Origin of the sequence: Undibacterium sp. Ji83W (genome assembly GCF_049340385.1) — a bacterium.
Classification (GTDB): domain Bacteria; phylum Pseudomonadota; class Gammaproteobacteria; order Burkholderiales; family Burkholderiaceae_D; genus Undibacterium.
Genome location: NZ_JBMPOZ010000087.1, coordinates 1 through 233, shown reverse-complemented (window position 1 = coordinate 233; position 233 = coordinate 1). Strand labels below are relative to the sequence as shown.

The following is a 233-nucleotide window of genomic DNA, read 5'->3' as shown; positions in this document are numbered from 1 at the left end:
ACCGTCTCCAATGCTGTGCCTAGCATTTTAAGCTCGACTTACGATGCGGCGACTGGCATCCTGTCCGTGTCTGCCGTCAACATCGTGAATGGCGATACCATTGATGTCACCAAATTAAGTCTGACTGGCCAAGCCGGGTCTTACACGCTGACAGCTGCCACCAGCAACCCAACCGCCGCCAGTGCCACATCTTTTATCGTCACGCTCGGTGCCGCCGACAAACTCGCCGTCAA

1 protein-coding gene is annotated in these 233 nt (G+C 55.8%); it reads left to right on the top strand.

From position 1 onward, the window contains the following. The coding region (locus ACO0LD_RS31860) for a hypothetical protein (protein WP_423013556.1) at nucleotides 1-233 on the top strand (233 nt) is incomplete at both ends.